Origin of the sequence: Muricoccus pecuniae (genome assembly GCF_014199205.1) — a bacterium.
Taxonomy (GTDB): Bacteria; Pseudomonadota; Alphaproteobacteria; order Acetobacterales; family Acetobacteraceae; genus Roseomonas; species Roseomonas pecuniae.
In genome coordinates, this window is record NZ_JACIJD010000010.1 from 149,044 (window position 1) to 165,061 (window position 16,018).

Below are 16,018 nucleotides of genomic sequence, written 5' to 3' on the forward strand. Positions count from 1 at the left end.
TTCTGCGGCGCTCCGGGTATGACCGCCTGTATTTGATACTGAACGGTTCAGTTTTCCATGGACAATCGGCAGAGAGCGCCCCATCTAGCGACTGAACTGAACGGTTCAGTCACGCATGAACGCCCGGACCCCAGCCATTCCCGAGACCGAGACGCGGGCCAGCGGCCCCGCCAAGCCCCGCCGCTCGCGCATCCGCCGCGTCCTGCCCCTGGCCGCGCTGCTCGCCCTCGCCGGGGGCGCGGTTGGCGGCGGCTGGTACTGGACTGTCGGCCGCTTCATGGAATCCACTGATAACGCTTATGTCGGCGGCGACATCGCCGTGCTCTCCTCCCGGATCGAGGGCGATGTCGAGCGCATCCTCGTTGCCGACAACCAGGTGGTGGAAGCCGGGCAGCCGCTGATCGAGCTGGACCGCCGCGACTGGCAGGCCCGGCGCGACGCCGCGGCCGCCGCCCTGGCCGAGGCCGAGGCGAATATCGCGACCCTGGAGGCCCAGGCCGCCCAGGCACGCGCCCAGGTGGCCTCCGCCGAGGCAGGGATCGCCGAGGCCGAGGCCGAGTGGGTCCGCGCCGTGGCCGATGCCGGGCGCGCGGGCACCCTCGCCTCCGGCGGCTACGGCACGCGCGAGGCGGTGGACCGCACCCTGGCCGCGCGCCGCAAGGCCGAGGCCGCCGTCACCGCCGCCCAGGCCGGGCTGGAATCGGCCCGCGGCGCCCTTCCCGTGCTGGTGGCCCAGTCCCGCTCCGCCGTGGCGCGGCGCGATTCGGCGTGGGCGAGCCTCGCCCTGGCCGAGTCCAACCTCGAGCACACCGTCATTCGTGCGCCCTTCGCCGGCATCGCCGGCAACCGCGCGGCGCAGCTCGGCCAGCATGTCCGGGCCGGGCAGAACCTCATCGCCGTCTCCCCCACGGCCGACCGGCTCTACGTGACCGCGAACTTCAAGGAGACGCAGCTCCGCCGGATCCGCGAGGGCCAGCCGGTCGAGCTCTCGGTCGATGCGGGCGGGGTGCTGCACGGCCGCGTGGAGAGCCTCTCTCCCGCGACCGGCGCCCAGTTCTCCCTCCTGCCCCCGGAGAACGCGACGGGCAACTTCACCAAGATCGTCCAGCGCGTGCCCGTGCGGATCGCCATCGAGGCCGGGCAGGACGTGGCCCGGCTGCGCCCCGGCCTCTCGGTCGAGGCGGAGGTGGACACGCGCGACGACCCGCACGCCCCGCGCTCCCTCCTCGGTGCCGCCGCCGCGATGGCGGGCCACCGCTGACCGGGGGCGCCATGTCCGCCAGCACGGCCGCCCCCGCCATGCCAGCCGCCGGGGAGGGCGTCTCCACGAAGCACTTCCTCGGCTTCATGACGATGGTGCTCGGCATGTTCATGGCGATCCTGGACATCCAGATCGTCTCGGCCAGCATCTCCGACATCCAGGCCGGCCTCGCGGCCAGCCCGGACGAGGCCTCCTGGGTGCAGACCTCCTACCTGATCGCGGAGATCGTCATGATCCCGCTCTCGGGCTTCCTCTCGCGCCTGCTCTCGACCCGCGTCCTTTTCACCATCTCGGCCGCGGGCTTCACCGTCTTCTCGCTGCTTTGCGCCACCGCCTCCTCCCTGCCGGTGATGATCGCGGCGCGGGCGATGCAGGGCTTCCTCGGCGGCGCGATGATCCCGACGGTCTTCGCCACCGCCTTCCTCCTGTTCAAGGGGCCGCGCAGCGCGGGCGTCTCCGTTCTCATCGGCCTCACCGCGACGCTCGCGCCCACCATCGGCCCGACACTGGGCGGCTACCTGACGGAGAGCCTGTCCTGGCACTGGCTCTTCCTCATCAACGTGCCGATCGGCGCCTTCATCGCGGTCGTCGTCTGGAACACGATGGACATCGACCGCGGCGACGCGCGCCTCTTCTCGCGCTTCGACTGGTGGGGGCTGGTGGCCATGGCCGTCTTCCTCGGCAGCCTGGAATACGTGATGGAGGAGGGGCCGCGCTGGGACTGGCTGGACGACCCCACCATCGCCACCCTCGCCGCCGCCTGCCTCGTCGGCGGCGTCGTCTTCTTCTGGCGCGCCTTCAGCCGGCAGGACCCGATCGTGGAGCTGCGCGCCTTCGGCAACGCGAACTTCGCCTTCGGCAGCGTCTTTGCCTTCCTCGTCGGCATCGGCCTCTACGGCGCGGTCTATCTCGTGCCGCTCTTCCTCGGGCGCATCCGCGGCTACAACTCGCTGCAGATCGGCGAGACGATGTTCGTCACCGGCCTCGCCATGTTCCTCGCCGCGCCCGTGGTGGGGCGGCTCAGCCGCGTGCTGGACCTCCGCATCCTGCTCGGCTTCGGCCTCGCGACCACGGCGCTCGCGATGTGGATGACCTCGCGCCTCACGGCCCAGTCCTCCTTCGCGGAGCTGTGGCTGCCGCTCTCGCTGCGTGGCGTGGGCACGATGTTCGCCATGGTGCCGGTGAACCAGGTGGCGCTCGGCACGCTGCCGCCGGCGATGATCAAGAACGCCTCCGGCCTGTTCAACCTCATGCGCAACCTCGGCGGCGCGGTCGGGCTGGCCATGATCAACACGCTGGTGATCGAGCGCTCCGCGGCGCACCGGCTGCACCTGGCCGAGGCGGCGAACTGGGCGCGCCCCGGCGTCTCGCAGACGATCGAGGGCATGGCCTCCGCCCTCTCCGGCCGGCTGGGCGAGGCGGCGGACCATGCGGCGCTGGCGCGCGTCTCCGGCCTGATCGCGCGGGAGGCGCTGATCCTTTCCTACAACGACGTGCTCGTGGTGATCGCCGCGCTCTTCGCCCTGGCGGTGCCGCTGGTACTGCTGGTGAAGGCCCCGAAGCCCGGGGCAGGCGGCGGCGCGGCGCATTAGGGCCGGGCAGGGGCCTTGCGCCGCCGGGCGTCGGGCCCCTATGCCGCCGCATGACCCGCCCGATCCCTGGCCACGCGCGCGGACCGGCGTGAGCGCCGCCACCCTCGACGCCCTCCGCCGGGGCGAGCTGTCCGGGCTGCGCGAGCTGCGCCTCCCCGGCCTCGGCCTGACAGTCTTTCCACCCGAGATCCTCGGCCTCGCGGAGACGCTGGAGGTGCTGGACCTCGGCGGCAACGCCCTGTCCGACCTTCACCCGGAACTCGGCCGCCTGCGCCGCCTGCGCGCCCTCTTCCTCTCCGGCAACCCGATGGCGCGCCTGCCCCCGGTGCTGGGGGAGCTGCCCGCCCTCTCGCAGATCGGCATCCGGGGCAGCGGGCTCCGCGAGCTTCCGGCCGAAGCCCTGCCCCCCGCCCTGCGCTGGCTCACCCTGACCGACAACCGGCTGGAGAGCCTGCCCGCCGCGCTGGGCGAGCGGCCGCTGCTTCAGAAGCTGATGCTGGCGGGCAACCGGTTGCGCGAGCTGCCCGCCAGCCTCGCCGGCGCGAGTGGCCTCGAACTCATCCGCCTCTCGGCGAACGGCCTCGACGGCCTGCCGCCCTGGCTGGCGGAGCTGCCCCGCCTCGCCTGGATCGCCTGGTCCGGCAATCCCTTCGACACCGGTGCCCCGCCGGTGACCGAAGCCGTTCCCTGGGAAGCCCTGGAGGCCGGGCCCGTGCTGGGGGAGGGGGCCTCGGGCCGCGTTCACCGGGCGCTCTGGCGGAGGGGTTCCGGTGCAACACCCCGGCCCGTGGCGCTGAAGCTCTTCAAGGGCGCAATGACGAGCGACGGCCTGCCCGAGCGGGAGATGGCCGCGCTTCTCGCCGCCGGCGAGCATCCGGGACTGACCGGCGCACTGGGCCGCCTGTCCGGCCATCCCGAGGGGCTGGACGGGCTGCTGATGCCGCTCCTGCCCCCGGACTGGCGCGTTCTCGCCGGCCCGCCGAGCCTCGAGAGCTGCAGCCGCGACATTTACGACCCGTCCCTGCGACTGGAGCCCGAAGCCGCCCTTCGCCTGGCGGGCGGAATCGCCGGGGCGGTCGCGCATCTGCACGGGCGCGGGCTGCTGCACGGCGATCTCTACGCGCACAACATCCTGTGGGACGGCCGCGCCGGCGACGGCGTGCTGTCGGATTTCGGCGCCGCCTCCTTTCTGCCCCCCGGCGCGGAGGGGAATGCATTCCGCCGCGTCGAGGTCCGGGCCTGGGGCCTGCTGCTCGGCGAGCTGCTGGAGCGCTGCGCCGGCGCACCGTCCGTGGCGCTGGCCGAGCTGCAGCGCCGCTGCGCCGCTGCGCCGGCGGAACGCCCCCTCATGGGGGAGGTGCTGGAAGTTCTCCGCGGCTCCGGCTGACGGCGCCCAGCCATTCCCCTCTCTCGCGCGTTAACCCGGGCGGCCGAGTGCCGTGGGAGAGGATCGACGAATGAGTGCCATCCGCCTGGCCCGTTTCCTGGGCGTGTTCAGCATCGGCCTCGGGCTGGTGGAAATCCTCGCCGGCCGCGGTCTTGCTCGGAACCTCGGCATGACCGGGCGCACGAAGCTGTTCCAGGCCTTCGGGGTGAGGGAGGTGGCGAACGGCGTCGCCATCCTCGCCGCCCCCACCTCCGCCCCGCTCCTCTGGGCCCGGGTCGGCGGCGATGCCCTGGACCTCGCGACGCTGATCGGCACGCCCTCCTTCGGGCGGCAGGAGCGGGCGAACGTGAAGCTCGCCATCGCCGCGGTGGCCGGGGTGACGCTCCTCGACATCCTCTGCGCGAGCCGGCTGAGCAGGAGCCGCTATCGCGGCCTGCCCTCCTACTGGGACTGAGGGCTCCCTCCCGTCAGGCCGCGGGCCCCGGGCGGATCAGCCCGCTCATCGGGCTGGATGCGTCGGCCGCGTAGTTCCGCGGCATCCGGCCGGCAAGGTAGGCGTGCCGCCCCGCCTCCACCCCCGCCCTCATGGCGCGGGCCATGCGGACGGGGTCCTTCGAATGGGCGATGGCGGAGTTGAGCAGCACCGCGGTGCAGCCCAATTCCATTGCCTGCGCCGCCTCGCTCGCCGTGCCGATTCCGGCATCCACCAGCACGGGAACCCGCGCGTTCTCGATGATGGAGCGCAGCATGAAGGGGTTGGACAGGCCGAGGCCGGAGCCGATCGGGGCGCCGAGCGGCATGACCGCCACGCAGCCCATCTCCTCCAGGCGCTTGGCCGCCAGCGGGTCGTCCGCGCAGTAGACCATCACCTGGAAGCCGTCCTTGATGAGGGCCTCCGCCGCCTCGAAGGTCGCGGGCATGTCGGGGTAGAGGAAGGGCGGGGGGCCGAGGACCTCCAGCTTCACCAGGTTCCATCCCCCGGCCTCGCGCGCGAGGCGGAGCGTCCGCACGGCGTCCCGCGCCGTGTGGCAGCCGGCGGTGTTGGGCAGGTAGGTGTATCGGCTGGGCGGCACGAAATCCTGCAGCATCGGCGCGGCGGGATCGGAGAGGTTCACGCGCCGCACCGCGACCGTCACCATCTCCGCGCCCGAGGCCTCGATGGCCGCGGCCGTCTCCTCCAGGCTCTTGTAGCGTCCGGTCCCAACCACGAGGCGGGAGCGGAAGCGGTGCCCGGCAACCTCCCAGGAATCGTCGCCGGCGGTGATCGCCCCGTCCATGGCCTCAGCCTCCCCCGATGAAATGCACGATCTCCAGCGCGTCCCCCGGCTCCAGCCGCGTCGTCGCATAGGCGGAGCGGGGAACGATCTCCTCGTTCCGCTCCACCGCCACCTTGCGCGTATCGAGCCCGGCGCCGGCCAGGAAGTCGGACAGGGGAAGGGAGGCCGGCAGGTCGCGGGCCTCCCCGTTCACGGTGATGCGGATGGATCCATGCATGGTCCGGCGCATGTGGCACGCACCGGGGCCGGGTTGAAGGGGCACCCCCTCAACGGTGACCAGGGGATGCCCCTCCGGCCGGGCCGGAGGGACGCGCCCCTCAGTCCTCGTGCTTGCGGTGCCCGCGGCCGGTTTGCGTCTTCTCCGCGCCGGCCGCCGCCGCCTGTTCCTGCTCGCGCTTGCCGACGGTTGCATGGCTGGTGCCGCCCGTGCCCGCGGCCACGTCCTCGGCGGTGGAGGTCGCGCCCTTCATGGCGCTATGGCCGTGCTTCGGCGCCTCGGCCTCGCCACCCTCGGGCACGTTGGCGTCGGGGTCCAGGTGCTGGCCCTTCACCGTGCCCCGGCCGGTGACGCGGTCGTCGTCGCTCCCGTGGTCGGTCTTCTTCGTCATGGCTGCCTCCTCGCCGGTTCCGGTCTTGAACCCGGCAGCCGGAGGGCGGGTTGCGGCGGGAGAGGCGCACGGGGAGGGGCGGGTTTGCGTGCGGGCCTCGGCCCATGCTAGCCCGCCCGGCCAGGAACCCGGGCCGATCCCGGGCGGACCGGAACAGAGCCCTTGGAACCCCCGCTGATCGCCGTCTTCAACGGCCCCAACCTGAACCTGCTCGGCACGCGGGAGCCGGAGAAGTACGGCACCGCGACGCTGGACGACGTCGAGGCCCTCTGCGCCGAGGCGGCCGAGGAACTCGGGCTCGCGATCGACTTCCGCCAGACGAACCTGGAGGGCGAGCTGATCTCCTGGGTGCAGGAGGCACGCGGCAGCGCCGCCGGCATCATCATCAACCCGGCGGGATACTCCCACACCTCCATCGCGCTGATGGACGCGCTGCTGGCGGTGGACCTGCCGGTGATCGAGGTCCATATCACCAACATTCACCGGCGGGAGGCCTTCCGGCATCTCTCCTACGTCTCCCGCGCGGCGGTGGGCGTGATCTGCGGGCTCGGGGTCGGGGGCTATGCCCTGGCGCTGCGCGCGATCGCCGGCATCATCGGTCAGGACGACACGGCATGAGTGGCCTCTCCTTCGACCCGGACGCGATCCGCGCCCTGGCCAAGATCCTTCGCGAAACCGACCTGACCGAGATCGAGCTGGTCGAGAACGAGAGCCGCATCCGCGTGGCCCGCAGCATGCCCGCGCAGCAGGTGGTGCAGGCCGTCTCCGCCCCGGCCCCGGTGGCGCCCGCCGCCGTCCCGGCCGCGGCCGCTCCCGCCGCGCCGGCCGCGAGCGACGAGGTCACCGCCGCCACCCCCGGCGCGGTCACCTCGCCCATGGTCGGCGTCGCCTATCTCTCGCCCGAGCCGGGCGCGGCGCCCTTCATCACCATCGGCGGCCGCGTGGCCCAGGGCCAGACGGTGCTGCTCATCGAGGCGATGAAGACCTTTAACCAGATCAAGGCGCCCAAGGCCGGCACGGTCACGCGCATCCTCGTCGACAGCGGGATGCCGGTGGAGTTCGGCGAACCCCTGCTGGTCATCGAGTAGCCGCCCGGTGTCCGGTTTCAGCAAGCCCGCCTTCAGCAAAGTCCTGATCGCCAACCGGGGCGAGATCGCGCTCCGCATCCACCGGGCCTGCCAGGAGATGGGCATCCGCACGGTGGCCGTGCACTCCACCGCCGACGACACGGCGATGCATGTGCGGCTGGCCGACGAATCCGTCTGCATCGGCCCGCCCTCGGCGCGCGATTCCTACCTCAACGCCGCCGCCATCCTCTCGGCCGCCACGATCACGGGCGCCGAGGCGATCCATCCCGGCTACGGCTTCCTCTCGGAGAACGCGCGCTTCGCGGAGATGGTGGAGGCCCACGGCCTCGCCTTCATCGGCCCGACGGCCGAGCACATCCGCATCATGGGCGACAAGATCGCCGCCAAGGACGCGATGCGCCGCCTCGGCGTGCCCCTCGTCCCCGGCTCGCCCGGCGCGCTCGCCTCGCTGGAGGAGGCGCGGGAGGTCGCGGAGGGGATCAAGTACCCCGTGCTCATCAAGGCCGCCGCCGGCGGCGGCGGGCGCGGCATGAAGGTCGCCCACAACGCGGACGAGCTGGAGGATGCCTGGCGCGTCGCCCGCACCGAGGCGAAGGCCGCCTTCGGCGACGACAGCGTCTACATGGAGAAGTATCTCGACCGGCCCCGCCACATCGAGATGCAGGTCCTGGCCGACACCCACGGCAACGTCGTGCATTTCGGCGAGCGCGACTGCTCCCTCCAGCGCCGCCACCAGAAGCTGGTGGAGGAGGCCGGCAGCCCCGTGCTGACCGCCGCCGCGCGCGACGCGCTGGGCGAGACGGTGACCAAGGCGCTGAAGCAGCTCGGCTACCGCGGCGCCGGCACGCTGGAGTTCCTCTACCAGGACGAGCAGTTCGCCTTCATCGAGATGAACACCCGCCTGCAGGTGGAGCATCCCGTGACGGAGATGGTCTGCGGCGTGGACCTCGTGCGCGAGCAGATCCGCGTCGCCGCCGGCGAGCCGCTCGGCTACGAGCAGGGCGACATTCGCTTCAACGGCCATGCCATCGAGTGCCGCATCACGGCCGAGGACCCCGTCACCTTCGCGCCCAGCCCCGGCCGGGTGAACGCCTATCACGCGCCGGGCGGGCTGGGCGTGCGCGTGGACAGCGCGCTCTACGCGGGATACGCCGTGCCGCCGCACTACGACAGCCTCGTCGCGAAGCTGATCGTCCACGGTTCCAACCGGGCCGAGGCCATCGCCCGCTGCCGCCGCGCGCTGACGGAAATGGTGGTGGACGGCATCCGCACGACCATCCCGCTGCACCAGCTCATCATGGACGATCCGGAGTTCGGCGAGGGCGACTACACCATCCACTGGCTCGAGCGCTTCGTCGCGCGTCACCTGCCGGCGGAGTGACGCCGGCCTCCCCGGTGGGGCGCCGGTTGGCGCCGCGCCGGGGATGGGCCTATCCTCCGCCCATGCGGATCTGCACGAACCTGCCCGCGCCGCCGGCCCCCGCATGAGCCGCCGCGCGCTGCCCATCACTCCCGACCTCGTCCTCCGCGCCTACCGCGCCGGCCTCTTCCCCATGGCCGAGGGCCGCCGTTCCCGCCAGCTCTACTGGCTGGACCCGAAGCTGCGGGGGGTGCTGCCGCTGGACGGGTTCCACCTGCCGCGCCGCCTGCGTCGCACGGTGCTCTCCGGCGCCTTCGAGGTGACGGCGGATACCGACTTCCCCGGCGTGCTCGCCGCCTGCGCCGCCCCCGCCCCGGGGCGCGAGGACAGCTGGATCAACGAGGAGATCGAGGGTCTCTTCAACGTGCTGCACCGCATGGGCAACGCCCACTCCATCGAGGTGCGGCGGGAGGGGGCACTGGTGGGCGGGCTCTACGGCATCCGGATCGGTGCTGCCTTCTTCGGGGAGAGCATGTTCGCCCGCGCCGATGACGCCTCGAAGGTGGCGCTCGTCCATCTCGTCGCACGGCTGCGGCGTGGAGGCTTCACCCTGCTCGACACCCAGTTCCTGAACGACCACCTCGCGCGCTTCGGCGCGGAGGAGATCCCCCAGGCCGACTACCGCCTGCGCCTCGCCCAGGCCGTGGACCGCGCGGCGACCTGGCTGCCCGTTCTCTCCCCCGAGGCGCTCTCGGAGGAGGTGGAGGCGCTGCGCGAGATCAGCCGGGGCTGAGGGATCGCGAGGGCGGCGGCGCGGGAGGGCTGAACCTCGGCCCCCTCCTTGCCCTCCAGCACGTCGAGGAAGCGCCTTGCCCAGTCCTCGACGCTGTTCTCGCGCAGGCGCCGGAGCATGGCGCCGTGGCGCTCCCGCCGCTCCTCCAGCGGCATGGCCAGGGCGGTGTCCATCGCCTCCGCCATGCCCACCGCGTCCAGCGGGTTGACCAGCAGCGCCTCGGTCATTGCCTCCGCGGCGCCGGCGAAGCGGGAGAGGACGAGCACGCCGGGATCGGCGGGGTCCTGGGCGGCCACGTACTCCTTGGCCACGAGGTTCATCCCGTCCCGCAGCGGCGTCACGAGCCCGACCTGCGCCATGCGGTAGTAGCCCGCGAGGGTGTCGCGCGGCACGGCGCGGCCGACATAGCGTACCGGCGTCCAGTCGGCCTCGGAGTAGTCGCCGTTGATCCGCCCGGCCAGCGTCTCGATCTCGCGCTTGAGGTCCTTGTAGGTCTCGACGTCCTCGCGCGAGCGGGCCGCGATCTGGAGGTAGGTCACGCAGCTCCGGCGCTCGGGGAAGCGCTCCAGCAGCGCGCTGAAGGCCCGCAGCCGCTCGGGCAGGCCCTTGGTGTAGTCCAGCCGCTCCGCCCCGATCACGAGGGACCGGCCGGCGAGGCTCGAGGCGAAGCGCTTCGCCTCGGGGGAGGAGACGCTGCGCGCGGCGAGCTGGCCGAACTCGTCCGTCGCGATGGCGATGGGGAAGCTGCGCAGCTTGATGCGCCGGCCGCGCAGCCGCACCTCACCCTCGGGCCGCACCTTCATCCCCGTGCCCTGGGCCATGCAGTCCATCAGCCCGACATGGTCGCGATGCGTCTGCACGCCGACGAGATCGTAGGCGAGGAGGTCGCGGATCAGGTCCTCCGCGCCCGGCATGGCGGAGAAGACGGCCCAGGGCGGGAAGGGGATGTGGTGGAAGTAGCCGATACGGTGGCGCGAGCCGCGCGCGCGCAGCTCCGCCCCCAGCGGGATCATCTGGTAGTCATGCACCCAGATCGTGTCGTCCGGGCGCAGCAGCGGCATCAGCTTGTCGGCATAGCGCCGGTTGACGATGCGGTAGCACTCCGCCTGGTCGCGGTCATAGCTCAGCAGCCCCAGGCGGAAGTGGAACATGGGCCAGAGCGCGGAATTGGCGTAGCCGGCGTAGAAGCCGTCATAGGCCGTCTTGGAGAGGTCGATCACGGCGTAGTCCACGCCTGCCCGCCGCGCGTGGCGCACGAGGTCCGCCGGCTCCTCCGAGGCGGTTCCGCTCCAGCCGAACCAGAGGCCGCCGCGGCTGCTGAAGGCGTCCTTCAGCGCCACGGCCAGCCCGCCCGCCGCCGGCGCCTCGCCCCGCTTCGGTACGGGGACACGGTTCGATACGATGACGAGGCGACCCACTACTCTCTCTCCCCGCTGGCCGGATCTGCTGCGCGGCCGTGCCCCGCCCGCCCCATATGGGGCGTGGGCGGGCTTTCGACCGCAATAACCGCGGACAAGCCGGGCCGCGGCCGATGCCCGCTCGCTCCCTTGTCGCCGCTTTCCCCGGTCCGGCTCATCCCTCTTTTGCCATCATCGAAGAACCCACCGGCTCACGGCCGGTTTCCCGCCGGAGCCCCGCGCGGGCCGGGGGGCGCGTCAGCGTCGCCCCTCCCGGTCCGAGAGGGTGGCGGCCACCCGCGAGAGCCAGGCGCGCACGAGGGCCGGGCGCCCCGCGAAGTCGTCCGGCACCCGCAGCCCGTGGCCGCCATACTCGGCGCAGGCCGCCATGCCGTCCTCATCGGTCACGTCGTCGCCGATGAAGATCGGCCGGCGGCCGGCGAAGGGCGGCACCGCCATCAGCCGCCGCACGGCGCCACCCTTGTCCGCCCCCACCGGGCGCAGCTCCGCCGCGGCATGGGCGGGGACGATGTGGAAGCCGTGCCCGTCCCCGCGCAGCAGTTCCTCCAGCAGGGCGAGCGCTTCGGCCTGCGCCTCGGGGCGCTGGCGGAAATGCAGCACCAGCCCGTGCGTCTTGTGCTCTGCCAGCGTGCCGGGGCGGGCGGCCGCCCACTCGTCGGCGGCGCGGCGCCAATCGGGCGGCGGCACGGGAAGCGGCACGGCCCCGGGCAGGGAAGGGTCCAGCACGGCGCCGTGCTCCGCCCCGATGGGCAGGCTCGGCACCCCCGTATAGCCGCGCGCGATGGCCAGGCCGCGCCCCGTCACCACCGCTACGGCGCCGCCGAGCGCCTCCTGAAGGCGGGAGAGAAGTTCCGGCAGCTCCGGCGGCACCACCACCGCATCGGGGCGCGCCGCGATCTCCAGCAGCGTGCCGTCGAGGTCGAGGAAGAAGGCGGCATCGGGGCCCGGCACCGGCGGGCCGGCCAGGGCGACGCCCGAATCGGGGAGCTCTGTCATCGCGCCTCCTTTCCACGCCCTGTCCCACCAGGTCCCGCGGCCGCGCTCAGCGGCAATCGAGGATCCGGAGATCGTAGACCGGATGCTCCAGCATATGCGCGGCCGGCGCATTTGCCAGCATCCAGCCACGGAAGGCGGGCGGCGCGTTCGGCGAGCCGACCGTGTCCCGCACCTCGATGAAGGCGGCGGCGTCCGGCACCTCGTCGGGCGGGCGGGCGTTGCAGGCGAGCACGGTGATGGTGAGGCTGCCGAAGCGCACGGGCTGGTTCACCGTCGCGTCCAGCACGGTGATCCGGGCCGTCACCTTGTCGAGCGCCTGGAGCTGGGCGGTGCGCTTGCGCACCCAGGCCGCCTCGCCCACGGAGTCCTGGCCGGGCGCCTGGGCGAGGGCGGGGAGGGGGAGCAGCGCCGCCAGCAGGGCGATCCGGGCCAGCCGGTTGGGGAAGGGGCGCCTCATGAGGGGCGGCGCGGGCTCGGCAGGGCGGCGACGAGGTCGGTCAGCACGCGCCGCATCGCCGCCTCGTCCACCCCCATCAGCACCGCGTCCTCGAAGGTGTCGCGCAGCACCTGCGCGACCTCGGCATGGTTCTCCGCCAGCATCTTCAGCTTCTCCCGGCAGGAGACGGGCTGGCCGTCCGCGCCCGGCCAGCGCTCGGGCGGGGCGAGGTCGCCCCCGCTCAACGCGGCCGGCCCGCCGGAGCGGCGGGCTGGGCGGGCGCCCGGGGTGCCGCCGCGCCGGGGCGCGGGGCGGCCGGCCCGCCGGGGGATGCGGTAGCGGGCGCGGAGGTGGCGTTCTCGTTGCTCTTGTTCCCCGCCAGCTCGGTGACGGAGAAGATGAAGCGGCCGAGCAGGCTCTCCAGGCTGACGGCGGACTGGGTGATCTTCACCTCCCCCCCGCTCGCCAGGTTCCGGTCGCTGCCGCCGGGCACGAGGGCGACGTATTTCCCACCCAGCAGACTCTCCGAGGTGATCTCGGCGGAGCTGTCATCCGGCAGCTTCAGGGTGGAATCGACATCCATCGTCAGCACGGCGAGGAAGGTCTGCGGGTCGATCCGCTGCCCCGTCACGCTGCCCACCTTCACGCCGGCGATCCGGACATCGGCGCCCTGCGCGAGCCCGTCCACCCGGTCGAAGCGCGCGGTCAGGCGCAGCCCGCTGCCGCCGCCCGAGCGGCCCGAATTCGTCACGGCATAGGCAAGGAAGATGACGGCCGCGACGAGCACCAGTGCCCCCGCCGCGATCTCCGCGATACTGCGTTCCCTCACGCGACCTGCCCCGGAAAATGGACCCGCATCAGGAACCGGGGGTCCAGGCTTCGTAGTCGCCCGCCGTCGGCATGCGCTGGCCGCCCGCGAGGTCGTGGCCCTGCGGGCGATAGGCCTTGGGCGTGCCCGTCAGGTTGCCCTGGTGCGGCTTCATCCAGGGCAGGCGCTTGCCGGCCTCCAGCGGGGAATCGACGGTGAAGTGCAGCCAGCCATGCCATTCCGGCGGCACCCCGCTCGGGTCCGGCTCGCCGGCATAGACGACCCAGCGGCGCTTGCGGCCGTAGTTCATGTAGTCGCGCCGGCTCTCGAAATAGACGTTGCCGGAGGAATCGGTGCCGATCCTGCGGCCGGAAAGGCCGGAGAGCCAGCGCTGCATGGCGGACATGGAAGGGCTCCTGCCGATGCGGGCGGAAGGGAATTGGGGGCTGCATATGCCACGCCCCGGCCGCGCTTGAAAGCCGCCGGGCCGGATACCCGATCTTGTGGCCCCGGAAGGCCCTGGCCACCACATGGCGGCTTCACCCCCGGGCCGGCCGGGCTTATGTTCGCCCCATGACGCGCAGCGACGGCACGATCCGGAACACCGTGTGGGAGGATGTGGCCCTGCGCCGCACCCGCGCCGCCGCCGATCCCGACGCCGATCCCCGCCCCGTCGCGCTCCCCGCCGACTGGGACGAAGGGGCCGCCGAGGCCCTGGCCGCGCTGGCGCCGGGGGAGGGGCCGGTGGCGCTGCCCCGCCTCGCCGAGGGCTGGATTCGCCGCCTCGCCGCGCGCGGCCGCAAGCTCGGCGTGCTCGCCGATGCCGGGGCCGCCGAGCGATTCGCCGCGGCGCTGCGTGCCCTTCTCCTCGCCCGCCGCGGCGCGCCGGGCGCTGGGACCTGGGCGAACGACCCCAAGGCCGAGTCCCGCTTCGTCCTGAACCTCCCCGCCTTCCTCGACGGCGACGGCTTCGACTCGACCGGCTACGCCGCCGCGGTTCGGCTTGGCGTGGCGGCCCTGGAGATCATGGGCGGGGCGAAGGCGACGCGGCTGCGACTCGGCTTCGCCGACCTCGCCGGGCTGCTCGCGGGGCTGGGCCTGGACTACGAATCCGCCGAGGCGCGCTCGGTGGCCGCCGCCATCGCCGCCCTCACGCGCGGCGCCGGCGAGGCCGCCTCGGGCGACCTGGCGGAGAGCCTGGGGGCGCGCGAGCCCGTCGCGCTCATCTGGCCGCAGCCCCCCGAATCGACCCCCGTGCCCGGCCTCGCCGAGGCCGCCCGTGCCGCGCTGGACGGCGCCGCCGGGGCGCCGGGCCTGCGCCACACCGCCATTCTTGCCATCTCCGCGCCGGACGCGGTGGAGGCGCTGCTCGGTGCCGAGACCGGTGGATTCGCCCCGGCTCCCGCGCCCACGCGCCTCGTCTCGACGCCGGATGGCGGGGTGGCCGAGATGCCGACCCTTGCCGCGCTGCGCGCAGGGCCGGATGCCGCCCGCCTCCTCGCCCCCCGCGGCCCGGAGGCCCGGGCGGGGATGGAGTCGATCCTCCGCCCCTGGCTGCACGCCGCCCCGGCCGTGGCCGCGCCCGCCGAGGCCCCGCGCCCCGCGCCGAAGCCGCGCCCCGTCGCCCAGCCCGGCCACGGCCGCGGCGCCGTATGGAAGGTGACGATCGGCGGCCACCGCGTGACGCTGCGGACGATGGAGGGCGCCTCTGGGTTGGAGGAGATCTCCCTCTCCCTCACCAAGGACGGCGCTGCCTTCCGCGCGATGGTGGACGCGCTCTGCCATTCCGTGACGGTCGGCCTCGCCGCCGGGGTGAAGCTGGACGAGTACGTCCAGTCCTTCGCCTATACCCGCTTCGGCCCGGCCGGCACCGTGGAGGGCGACCCGGCCATCCACCGCGCCTCCTCCGTGCTCGACTGGGCTTTCCGCCGCCTCGCGCTGGATCACCTGGGCGGCCGGGTCCTGCCCGACCCGACGGAGGAGGAGTGCGGCGCCGACCATCTCGGCACCGCCGCGCAGCAGCTCCCGCTCCTGCCGGACCTTCCCTCGGCCCCGGCGCCCGCCGCGCGCCGCCGCGCGCTCAGGCTGGTGGGCTAGCGCATGGCCCAGGCCGATCAGGGGCGGATCGCCGCCCGGCTGGCGGAACTCGGCGTGACCCTGCCCGAGGCCGCGAAGCCCATCGCCAATTACGTGCCCGCCGTGATCACGGGGAACCTCCTCTTCGTCTCCGGCCAGGTGCCGATGCGGGAGGGCAAGATCGCCTATACCGGCAAGCTCGGCGCCACGGTGCAGGTGGAGATCGGCCAGAGGGCCGCGCAGCTCTGCTTCATCAACGTCCTCGCCCAGGCCCAGGCGATGCTCGGCAGCCTCGACCGCGTGGCGCGCGTGGTGCGCCTCGGCGGCTTCATCGCCGCCGTGCCGGAATTCACCCAGCACGCGCAGGTGATGAACGGCGCCTCCGACCTGGCGGTCGCCGTCTTCGACGATGCCGGCCGCCACGCCCGCAGCACCATCGGCGTCCCCTCCCTGCCCGGTGACGCGGCGGTGGAGGTGGAGGCCGTGTTCGAGATCGCGTGACGGCGGGGGAGGAGGGGGCCGAGGCCCTCATCCGCCGCTGGATGGGGAGCGGCGACCACTCCCTCCTTGCCGAGGACGTATTCTGGCGCGTCTCCCCCGGCTACCCCGTGCCGCGCACGGAATGGCGCGGCCGAGCCGAGGTGGAGAAGGAGTTCTTCCCCACTCTCCGCCGCCATTTCCCGCACTGGCGGATCGCGGTGGATGGCTTCGTCCCGCTCACGGATGGCCGGCTCCTCGCTTCCGGCGCCTATGACGCGCGCGATGCTGCGGGCCGCAGTGGCCGCGTGCCCTTCCTCCATGTCTGGACCGTGCGGGACGGCGCCATCGCGGCGGTCGAGGCCGTGGCGGATTTCGGCGCCTTCGCGCCCCTGGTGCAGGGCTGAGCACCGCTTGCATCGCGCGCCGCGCGCCGCACAT

The 16,018-nt window shown here is 73.2% G+C and carries 20 protein-coding genes; 11 read left to right on the top strand and 9 right to left on the bottom strand.

What is annotated here, in order from left to right:
* The first annotated feature begins 115 nt into the window (after nt 1-115).
* From FHS87_RS12610 to FHS87_RS12625, 4 genes are all read left to right on the top strand, one after another.
* On the top strand, nt 116-1,261 hold the full coding sequence (locus tag FHS87_RS12610; protein WP_184518683.1) for an HlyD family secretion protein: 1,146 nt from the start codon (nt 116-118) through the stop codon (nt 1,259-1,261).
* An 11-nt stretch (nt 1,262-1,272) separates the two neighbouring features.
* The gene (locus FHS87_RS12615) at nt 1,273-2,853 is read left to right on the top strand and encodes a DHA2 family efflux MFS transporter permease subunit (RefSeq protein ID WP_184518686.1); all 1,581 of its coding nucleotides are present in this window, start codon (nt 1,273-1,275) and stop codon (nt 2,851-2,853) included.
* 88 nt (nt 2,854-2,941) lie between these two features.
* Entirely contained in the window at nt 2,942-4,240 is a 1,299-nt protein-coding gene (locus tag FHS87_RS12620) for a leucine-rich repeat-containing protein kinase family protein (RefSeq protein WP_221299853.1), read from the top strand.
* A 70-nt stretch (nt 4,241-4,310) separates the two neighbouring features.
* On the top strand, nt 4,311-4,694 hold the full coding sequence (locus tag FHS87_RS12625) for a hypothetical protein (protein WP_184518692.1): 384 nt from the start codon (nt 4,311-4,313) through the stop codon (nt 4,692-4,694).
* 13 nt (nt 4,695-4,707) lie between these two features.
* On the opposite strand, the gene FHS87_RS12630 is transcribed toward FHS87_RS12625, so the two are convergent.
* The 3 genes from FHS87_RS12630 to FHS87_RS12640 all read right to left on the bottom strand — a co-directional run bounded on the left by FHS87_RS12630 (nt 4,708) and on the right by FHS87_RS12640 (nt 6,125).
* A complete protein-coding gene (locus FHS87_RS12630) occupies nt 4,708-5,517 on the bottom strand; it encodes a thiazole synthase (RefSeq protein WP_184518695.1) in 810 nt (269 codons plus the stop codon).
* A gap of 4 nt (nt 5,518-5,521) precedes the next feature.
* On the bottom strand, nt 5,522-5,734 hold the full coding sequence (gene thiS, locus FHS87_RS12635; RefSeq protein ID WP_246418362.1) for a sulfur carrier protein ThiS: 213 nt from the start codon (nt 5,732-5,734) through the stop codon (nt 5,522-5,524).
* 100 nt (nt 5,735-5,834) lie between these two features.
* Nucleotides 5,835-6,125, bottom strand: coding sequence for a hypothetical protein (locus FHS87_RS12640; RefSeq protein WP_184518702.1), 291 nt, complete (start codon nt 6,123-6,125; stop codon nt 5,835-5,837).
* Between the two features lie 162 nt (nt 6,126-6,287).
* On the opposite strand from FHS87_RS12640, the gene aroQ reads away from it, so the two are divergent.
* The 4 genes from aroQ to aat all read left to right on the top strand — a co-directional run bounded on the left by aroQ (nt 6,288) and on the right by aat (nt 9,366).
* Nucleotides 6,288-6,743 carry a type II 3-dehydroquinate dehydratase gene (aroQ, locus tag FHS87_RS12645; RefSeq protein ID WP_184518705.1) on the top strand — a complete coding sequence of 152 codons (456 nt, stop codon included), beginning with the start codon at nt 6,288-6,290 and terminating at the stop codon, nt 6,741-6,743.
* Nucleotides 6,740-7,213: an acetyl-CoA carboxylase biotin carboxyl carrier protein gene (gene accB / locus FHS87_RS12650; protein WP_184518708.1), complete on the top strand. Its 474-nt coding sequence runs from the start codon at nt 6,740-6,742 to the stop codon at nt 7,211-7,213. The genes aroQ and accB overlap by 4 nt, the downstream gene beginning before the upstream one ends.
* A 7-nt stretch (nt 7,214-7,220) precedes the next feature.
* Complete coding sequence (gene accC / locus FHS87_RS12655; protein ID WP_184518711.1) at nt 7,221-8,594, top strand: acetyl-CoA carboxylase biotin carboxylase subunit; 1,374 nt, start codon at nt 7,221-7,223, stop codon at nt 8,592-8,594.
* Between the two features lie 103 nt (nt 8,595-8,697).
* Nucleotides 8,698-9,366, top strand: a complete 669-nt coding sequence (aat, locus tag FHS87_RS12660) for a leucyl/phenylalanyl-tRNA--protein transferase (RefSeq protein WP_184518714.1) — start codon at nt 8,698-8,700, stop codon at nt 9,364-9,366.
* On the opposite strand, the gene FHS87_RS12665 is transcribed toward aat, so the two are convergent.
* The 6 genes from FHS87_RS12665 to FHS87_RS12690 form a co-directional block, all read right to left on the bottom strand.
* Nucleotides 9,252-10,784 (bottom strand): alpha,alpha-trehalose-phosphate synthase (UDP-forming), encoded by a 1,533-nt coding sequence (locus FHS87_RS12665; RefSeq protein WP_184518716.1) that lies wholly within the window; start codon nt 10,782-10,784, stop codon nt 9,252-9,254. The two genes, aat and FHS87_RS12665, sit on opposite strands and share 115 nt — an antisense overlap.
* A gap of 237 nt (nt 10,785-11,021) precedes the next feature.
* Entirely contained in the window at nt 11,022-11,780 is a 759-nt protein-coding gene (otsB, locus tag FHS87_RS12670) for a trehalose-phosphatase (RefSeq protein ID WP_246418363.1), read from the bottom strand.
* Nucleotides 11,781-11,826: 46 nt separating this feature from the next.
* The gene (locus tag FHS87_RS12675) at nt 11,827-12,237 is read right to left on the bottom strand and encodes a DUF2155 domain-containing protein (RefSeq protein WP_184518719.1); all 411 of its coding nucleotides are present in this window, start codon (nt 12,235-12,237) and stop codon (nt 11,827-11,829) included.
* Nucleotides 12,234-12,461 (bottom strand): hypothetical protein, encoded by a 228-nt coding sequence (locus FHS87_RS12680; protein ID WP_184518722.1) that lies wholly within the window; start codon nt 12,459-12,461, stop codon nt 12,234-12,236. Before FHS87_RS12680 ends, FHS87_RS12675 begins: the two co-directional genes overlap by 4 nt.
* Nucleotides 12,458-13,045 (bottom strand): outer membrane lipid asymmetry maintenance protein MlaD, encoded by a 588-nt coding sequence (mlaD, locus tag FHS87_RS12685; RefSeq protein ID WP_184518725.1) that lies wholly within the window; start codon nt 13,043-13,045, stop codon nt 12,458-12,460. The genes FHS87_RS12680 and mlaD overlap by 4 nt, the downstream gene beginning before the upstream one ends.
* A 28-nt stretch (nt 13,046-13,073) precedes the next feature.
* Nucleotides 13,074-13,430, bottom strand: coding sequence for an NADH:ubiquinone oxidoreductase subunit NDUFA12 (locus tag FHS87_RS12690; RefSeq protein ID WP_184518728.1), 357 nt, complete (start codon nt 13,428-13,430; stop codon nt 13,074-13,076).
* A 167-nt stretch (nt 13,431-13,597) separates the two neighbouring features.
* Here FHS87_RS12690 and FHS87_RS12695 point away from each other — a divergent pair, with 167 nt between their 5' ends.
* The 3 genes from FHS87_RS12695 to FHS87_RS12705 are packed head-to-tail and all read left to right on the top strand — an operon-like array spanning nt 13,598 to nt 15,984.
* Nucleotides 13,598-15,121, top strand: coding sequence for a TSCPD domain-containing protein (locus FHS87_RS12695; protein ID WP_184518731.1), 1,524 nt, complete (start codon nt 13,598-13,600; stop codon nt 15,119-15,121).
* A 3-nt stretch (nt 15,122-15,124) separates the two neighbouring features.
* The gene (locus FHS87_RS12700) at nt 15,125-15,601 is read left to right on the top strand and encodes a RidA family protein (protein ID WP_184518734.1); all 477 of its coding nucleotides are present in this window, start codon (nt 15,125-15,127) and stop codon (nt 15,599-15,601) included.
* On the top strand, nt 15,598-15,984 hold the full coding sequence (locus tag FHS87_RS12705) for a nuclear transport factor 2 family protein (protein WP_184518737.1): 387 nt from the start codon (nt 15,598-15,600) through the stop codon (nt 15,982-15,984). The genes FHS87_RS12700 and FHS87_RS12705 overlap by 4 nt, the downstream gene beginning before the upstream one ends.
* Nucleotides 15,985-16,018 lie beyond the last annotated feature (34 nt).